The 8222-nt window shown below is 25.4% G+C and carries 2 protein-coding genes; both read right to left on the bottom strand.

The features are described 5' to 3' along the window. Nucleotides 1–190: 190 nt before the first annotated feature. Complete coding sequence (locus tag MBFIL_RS00920; protein ID WP_066970564.1) at nucleotides 191–622, bottom strand: hypothetical protein; 432 nt, start codon at nucleotides 620–622, stop codon at nucleotides 191–193. Nucleotides 623–1109: 487 nt separating this feature from the next. Further along, a complete protein-coding gene (locus MBFIL_RS00915; RefSeq protein ID WP_066970562.1) occupies nucleotides 1110–8111 on the bottom strand; it encodes a DUF4011 domain-containing protein in 7002 nt (2333 codons plus the stop codon). Nucleotides 8112–8222: the final 111 nt, after the last annotated feature.

Here is an 8222-nt window from a genome sequence, read left to right as displayed (position 1 = left end):
ATCTTCATGCAAAACCATAAACACCAACTCAACAAAAACTAAAAAACACTAATAATATATTACACCCCATAATATTTAAAACTAAGCATAACTAAAAAGAATCAAAAAATAATTATTGCACAGCCAAATTTCTTATTTTATTTTTTTTATTTACTATATTACCATTATTACTCATATCAAAACCATAACTTTAAAGGAATGGTTCTATATCTATTTTTAATTGTTTCCACAAATCAACATTTGATCTTGGAGACTCACTAATTAGTTTGTAAATGTATAGCATATTTGATTTTGAATAGTCATCAATTGGAGTTAGTTCTCCATATTTTAAACTGAAGCTAATCATGTTTATATTATTTTTTTGAATATTTTTAGGTTTTAATTCTTTAACAAATCTTTTTAAAAGATTATATTGGTATTTAAGATTATTGTTATCTAATTCATCGATTTTTCTTTTGTATTGTGTTTCTATATAATTTATGGAATAATTAATAGCTATTTTATTTAATGGGTAAAAATACTTGGTTTTTCCTATCCTTTTGAAAATAGCTATATGCTCATTGTTTTCTCTTGTATTTTTGTGAAATATTGATTTGATATTATCAAGTTGATTAAATTTCATGTTTATTTCTCCAGGTATTACTTTTTTTATAATAATTATTCTAATAATTATCTGTCTCAATTTAATTTATGAATATTGTTTAATAAAAATATATTGTTTTTATTATATAAAATATTACATTATTTTTATTATCATTATTAAAATTAGTTATTATATTTTATTATTTCTAAATTATAAATATGGTTTATTAAAATATTAATATAAAATATTACTTGATAATCATTTACATATTAGTTTATAATTTTTATTAATTGTTTTTATTATAACAAATATTATATACAAAATATATATTTCAAGTGTAAGTTTTTATTAAGTTTAAATATTTTTTAAAATGCTTAAAAATACTATAAATTATGTGCTGTATATAGATGGAACTACTACTTTTTTCTATGTTTTGATTGTTTTGTTTTTGAAAAATTCTTTAGTTCGTTATACTACAGTTTAACGAACTAAATTTATTACTTTTAAATTAAAAAATCATACTAGATTATATATTATTTAACTGAATTTTATTATCATTATTAATAACTATTCCTTGAACAATCATAGAATCAATAACATTAATTATTTTTTTTGTAGTTTTTGCTGAAGTATTTCTAAAACCAAATTTACTTGCAACTTCTTTAACTAAATCATTATTAAAAAGTGAGCTATTGTTTTTCAGAGATAATTTAATGTTTTCCTCAATTTCTTCATTAGAAATCAAGTCTATATTAGGTTTATTTCTTTTTCTCACCTGAATTTCAGAGTTTTGAGAAGAAAATAAGAAATCATCAATGATGAAAATCTCACCTGATGACTCCGCTTCAGAAATTCCATTATTAATGGTCTTTTTAAGCTTAGGAGTTGCTCGCTTAGTATTACATGACTCTTTTATAATGGCTATTACTTCAATTTTATGTATTGGTCCTTTAAGTGTCACTATGTCTGAAATATATTTAGCTACTTCTTCATTAGAACTATTATATAATTTTTCTAATGAACTTATGGATAATGAATCACTTGATCTATATGTATCATTCTCTTTTTCTGCACTTTCAACATTTTTTATATTTTCTTCATTTGTCTTATTAGTGTCATTTCTATAATTATTACTAATTTTATTGTTAGTAATATTAGTACTACTATTACTTGTATTATTTATTTTATTTTTAACTTCAAAATCATTATTTTCAAGACTATTTACTTTAGCAATTCTATTATTATTTTTATTATTATTATTATTATTATTTTTAATAGCTATATGTTTAGTATAATATATTGGATCCTCAATTTCTCTTAAAGATTTATTAATATAATTCACTTGACTTTTTATTTCACTTATTGTCCCAGTGACTGATTTCAGTTTATTATCCATCGAATTAAGGCTTATTAAATTGAAATCATCCATGATTTCTATATCATCAACAACAAAATTATCTTCATTTTCAAGATTAATTTTTAAATTATCTATACTCATGTTCTTAATATCATTATAATCCTGATTTATCCTGTTTTCATCAACTTCATTATTTTCATCATAATCCTTAATTTTTGTATCAAGTTCCTTCACATTTTTCTCTATTATTTTATTATCATAGCTATTTACATTTCCATCATGGAGTTCATTGTTTAATTCTAAATCCAATTTAGATTTGAATTCAATCTTTTCCTTTTTCACCTCATATGAAATATTAGAACTTTCAACATCTTTATTTTCATTACTTCTTATAATATTAGGTTTAATTATATTATTATTATTATTATTATTTTCACTACCTGAATTAGATATTGGATTTTGATCAGCGTTAATATCGTTATATGTAGTATTTTCTAATTCAAAAATAATTTTATCTTTTGGGTTAATATATTTGTCCTTAATTTTATAATTATTATCCTTGACTTTTGTTTTCTCAAATGAATCTACTGAGTGATTTTCCATTTCTTTTTTTAAGTTAGAATGCTCAATGCTTTCTTTTTTAGTGAATTCAATATGCTGTATCTCATTATTTTCTTCATTATCAGCATATTCTGGTATTTTTTTAAGTTCTTCAATATTCTTTTCTTTTTCAGTTGTTTCATAAATATTATTATCAATAATATTTTCAATGTTTTTAGAGTTGATATTAATATCATCATACTCAACAGTTATATTTTCATCCTTTTCATTTTCTTTATTAATCAGGTAATCATCAGGATCATTCTTATAACTGTCATCATCAATATCTTGATTTAAATTTAAATCTTCACTATCTATTTGGTTGTAATCTAATGATTTATTATTTTTCCATTGATTTAAATTTTTCAAACTATTAATTATTGTTTTAAATTTTGATTCTTTTGGAAAATTATCTTTATATTCTTCATCTACAACCTCATTGTCTGGAGCTTGTTTATCTAAAACTTTATTAATAAAAGTATCAATAAAATTAATATTGTTCTTATTATCATTACTTCTATCGTGTTCATTATCTTCTTTAATTTCGTTATCATTGACTAATTCATTTTCATGATTATTAATAGGACTATTTTTATTAATATCATTATCTTTATTAATACCATTATCTCTATCAAATTTGTTTTTTATATTGCTCTCATTATCATTTGTATTTAATTTAGGTTCTTCATTTATTTCTATTTCTGAAGTAAATTCATTATCTTTTATATTATCTTCAATTGTATTATCATTTATATTATTTTCAATTGTATTTTCGTTTTTATAATCATTAAAATTATTTAGTGGTTTTTTCTCTGGAATATTCTGTTTTTCATTAATGGGGGCAGATTTAATAGCATATTTACCATTATTTTCTTCAATTTTCTCATTAGTTTCAATTTTTTCAATTTCTATAGTGTCATTAATATCTTCAACTTTATTTTCTTTTTTATTATATTTTGGATTAAACCCTATATTTTTATTATTAATAATGGAAAATTTATTATTATTCTCATTATCATGTTGAGTAATAAAATTATTTGAATCATTAATACTGAAATTTTCTTTAAAGTTTAAATCTTCTCCTGAAATAGTTCCTTGTTCTATAATTGCTTCTCCTGAAATAGTTCCTTGTTCTATAATCGATGTATTTTCTTTTTCAAATAGTGTTTCATCTTCTGAGTTGATAGATGTTGTTTCTATTTCTCTGTTTACTAATTTATTTTCATCTTCTGTTTCTTCTTCTATTTTTTCATGTTCTGATTCTTCTTTTGTGGTTTTATATTCTTTTTCTTCTAATTCTTCTAGCTCTGTTAGTTCTTCTCTTTTTCTTCTTTCTTCTTCTAATTTTTCTTCTGCAATTTTTTGTTCTTTTTCTCTTTCTAGTCTTTCTTTTTCTCTTTTTATTTCTTCTTTTAGTTTTTTTTCGTAGGCTTTTCTTTGTTCTTCTGCTTGAAGTTCTTCTGTTATTGTTTGTTCTTTTACTTTTTTAATGTGGTCTAATAGTTTTGTTCTTGATATTTCTCTGTTTCTGTACCAGTCAGTTGACCATAATCTGTATAATTTCCATCCTAACCCTATTAATACTTGTTGCCTGAGTCTATCTCGGTCTCTTGCTACTCTTGATGATGAGTACATTTCTCCATCACATTCTATCCCAAGTAGATATTTTCCAGGATTATTCTCATCTACAATAGCTAAATCTATTTTAAATCCTGCAGCACCAACTTGTTTATCTACTTCATAGTTATTTTCAATAAGGAAATTATATACAGAATCTTCAAAATTTTCACTTTCTCTGATTTCTTGGTTTTGTTTTATTTTAGAAGACAGGTTTTCAGCATAGCTTAAGAAGTTTTTAAGTGCTTTAACTCCAAATGGAGGATTAGAGGTTAGATGCATGTCATAGGACTTGAAGTTTGAGAACACTATGCATTTTTCTCTGGCTCTTGTGATTAACACATTTAATCTTCTTTCTCCTCCTTCTTGATTTAATGGGCCAAAGTTAAGAGTCATCTTTTGGAATTGGTCAAAACCATAACCAATACTAATTAATATAACATCTCTTTCATCCCCTTGAATTGTTTCAAGGTTTTTAACGAAAAATCTTTCTTCATTTTTATCTGAGAATAATGGTTCCATTTCTGGATGTTTTTTACGTTCTATTTCAAGTTCTTCAAGAATTGCATTCATTTGAGCAACAGAAAATGTTCCAACTCCTAAACTCTTTTTATCACCATACCTTCTCAGATGATTAAATATTTCTTTTACAACTTCTCTAGCTTCTCCTCTGTTAGATGAGGATTTTCCTTTATCATATATTGTATCTGGATTGTATATTGATTTTAAACCTAATTCTTCAGTATCATGTGAAGGTGATGGATAAACCAATAACTGGTTATCATAAAATTCTTTATTAGAAACATTAATTAAGGATTCATGACGACTTCTGTAATGCCATTTTAACATCCTAACTGGAAATGATAACTTACAAAGGTGAAGTATACTTTCCATGTCTAATGCAGTGGCAGTTTCTTCTTCACTTTCACCCATTGCAAGTTGGTCAAAAAAGGATGTTGGAGGTAACTGCTGAGTATCTCCCATGACTACTGCAGTTTTAGCTCTCATAAATGCTCCAAGAGCATCTTCAGGTTTTACTTGGCTTGCTTCATCAAATATGACTACATCAAACTCTAATTTAGGATTTGTAGGATCTAAATACTGAGCTATTGAAAGTGGACTCATCATGAAACATGGTTTTATCTGTTTTACAATTCCTCCTGCTTTTTCAAGAAGAGTTCTAAGTGGCAGGTGACCTTGTTTTCTTGTAAACTCTCCTGCTAATATTTTAGCCTCTTCATTATCAGTTTCACCAAATATTTTAGGAGTGTTTTCACTTAATTTATAAAATATTCTTTTTCTGTTAAGTTTAATTATATCTAAATCTAATTTATCAAACTCTGAAATCTTGTTTTCATGTAATTCTCCAATAAATATAGATAGTGTCTCATTTTCCTGAAATATAATATTAAGCAAGCTATCTGCGAAGTTACCATAAACTAAATATCTAACATCTTCTTTTTTAATATTTCGCTCTTCAATTGATTTTACAAATCCTCGAGCACTTGTATTTAAACATGAATCTTTTATATTTAAATACTGTGACCATAGGTGGAGACTTGATAATTGCCCTTTCCACTCATTCAACTGATTTCTCCATTTATCAAAGCTTACATAATCTGTTTCTTTTTTAAATATTAATTTGCTTCTTGGATTAAGTTTTGATTCAAGTTTTTTTAATTTTTTATAGAATTCCTCTCCACTTTTAACGTAATCCTCTAAAGTACTATTAAAATCCATATCAAATAAGCTATTTGAAAATAGTTCTATTGTTCTTTTAGTGTAAATCCCACTTTTAAGTAAATAGCTAAATTCACTCATCCACTCTGTAACATTTTTAAGATCCTTAATTGAGGTATTCAAATGCCAAAGTTCTCCAAAGAATGAATTTCCTTTACTTTCAATAGTTTCTATCTCTTCTTTTTGTTTTATAAATCTTTTCAAATCTTTAAGGTCTTTAAGAATAGCTTTATCATTAGATAGTTTATTTTGAAAATTAGGTTTGTATAATGACTTAACTTCATCTTTATGTGATTTATTGCTAAATAATTTAAATTTTTTATTTGTAAATTTCTCAAATTCCTGAATAATTGGGTTTAAATTTTGATAAATAGCTGAATCTTTAAATTTATCCATTATGTCCTTGGATTTTTGATAATTATTTAGTTGTTCTATTAAATAATTTCCTTCCTCTGGGTTATTATACCATCTTTTATTAGTTATTACTGAACTGTCAATAAGCTCACTAGTATGGTTTTCAAGGAGTTCAAGACCTTTTAATGACTTTTTGTATGTTGTAATGTCTGTAGGTACTTTAATTCCATATACTTCATTTAATTTGTTACTTTCGCCAACAAAATCATCTAATGCAAATAATGAATCATTGATTAATAGCTCAATTTCTCTTAAATCTCCTGGAAGTAGACTTTTAGGGCTGCATTTATTCCAAGGATTTTTAGTACCTAGTGCTTCGTATAATTCGGCTAAACTTTCAAGATTTCCTATTATGTCATCTAATTCTTTCTTTGTAACAGATTCTGGTGAACTTACTTTAACAAGAGGAAGTATCATGTTTTTCTTTGTGAATTGGTCTTCAGCAAGTTCTTTTAATCCATAAAGTTCATAAGGACTCATTTGGATTTCATACATTTGTTTGTGAATAACTTCAGCATAATTATCAAGAACAAGCTTTAAGCTATCTAATTTATTGATAATTTGAGTCATATCAAGTTTTGCTTTACTTTGTTCATGTAATGACTTTTGAAGCTCTTTTAAGATTTGTTTTCGTCTTGTTTTATGGCTATGTAATTCTAATATAAATTTTCCAAGCCCCACAGAATCCAGTCGACTTTTTACAACCTCAAGTGCTGCCATTTTCTCACTAACAAATAGGACACTTTTCCCACTTGCAAGTAATTCAGCTATTAAATTCACAATTGTCTGTGATTTTCCAGTACCAGGAGGTCCTTCTACAACAAGGTTTTTTCCAGCTTTAACATCTTCAATAGCTGCAATTTGTGATGAATCAGCATCAAGAACATGATACATGTCATTATAAGATAATTCAAAATCAATATCTTCTTCTTTAAATGAGTTTTCACTGTCATGATGTTTTGGATTGAATATTGCATCAATAAGCTCGTGTTGTGTTAAATCTACATCTTTCCAGCTATTTGGGTCAAGATCATTGTACATTACAAATTTTGTAAATGAAAAAAAACCGAGTGCAATATCTGGAATTATCTTCCAACTTCGTGTTGCAGGACTTTTTGAGATGGTATTTTTAACCTCTTTAAAATAATGGTCAATAGCTTCAATATAAGGCTTTGGACTAAATTTTGGTAAGTCTAAGCCTTCTTCTTTAAGTTTAGCTTTTAGTGAAATGTTAGTTTGTATTTCCTCACCACTCCAATAAAGAGAAAATGATTTTCCAACTTTCTTTCGTTTCATTGTCATTGGGATAAGTACAAGAGGTGCTTTTTTCCCTTCTTTAGGTTTAATATTATCTTTCCATTCTAAAAAACCAATAGCTAAATATAAAATATTATATCCTTGTTCTTGAAGCATTGTTTTAGCTTGCTGATTAATATAAAACAATCTTTTTTGAAGTTCAGAAGGTGTTAAATTAGTTTGAAGTGAAGTGTTTCCTTCTTTAAAAATTGTCAAATCAATTGGTGGATGCTCCCATAAATTATGAAACTTTGATGATTTTTTATTAACTTTATCCTCAACACTATCTTCATTATCCTTTGACTTTTCCTTTGGGATAAACTGCATCTTTTTTTCTTGTAAAACAAGTACTTGATATATATGGGTCGGTGAATTATTAATAACTTCTAATGTTTTTGCCCTTGGCTTAAAATTAAGAAGTTGATTTCTTGAAGTTAAATCAAGTAGATTTTTTCTAAGATTTTCAAATTCTTTTGTAATTTTTTTTGAAGAAGTTTTTACCATATTCACCACAAAAATAAAAATAAGTTTAACAAACTAACAATTAAGATATGTTATATTTATATATTAATTAATAAATATACTTTTCTAATTTTTAACTAAAAATTAATATTT

Source organism: Methanobrevibacter filiformis (genome assembly GCF_001639265.1).
GTDB lineage: Archaea > Methanobacteriota > Methanobacteria > Methanobacteriales > Methanobacteriaceae > Methanacia > Methanacia filiformis.
This window is presented reverse-complemented; position numbering and strand designations above follow the sequence as displayed.

What these genes read in the sequence shown, in the direction of transcription:
- MBFIL_RS00920 (WP_066970564.1), bottom strand. Translation starts at nt 622, where the DNA reads ATGAAATTTAATCAACTTGATAATATCAAATCAATATTTCACAAAAAT.
- MBFIL_RS00915 (WP_066970562.1), bottom strand. Translation starts at nt 8,111, where the DNA reads ATGGTAAAAACTTCTTCAAAAAAAATTACAAAAGAATTTGAAAATCTT.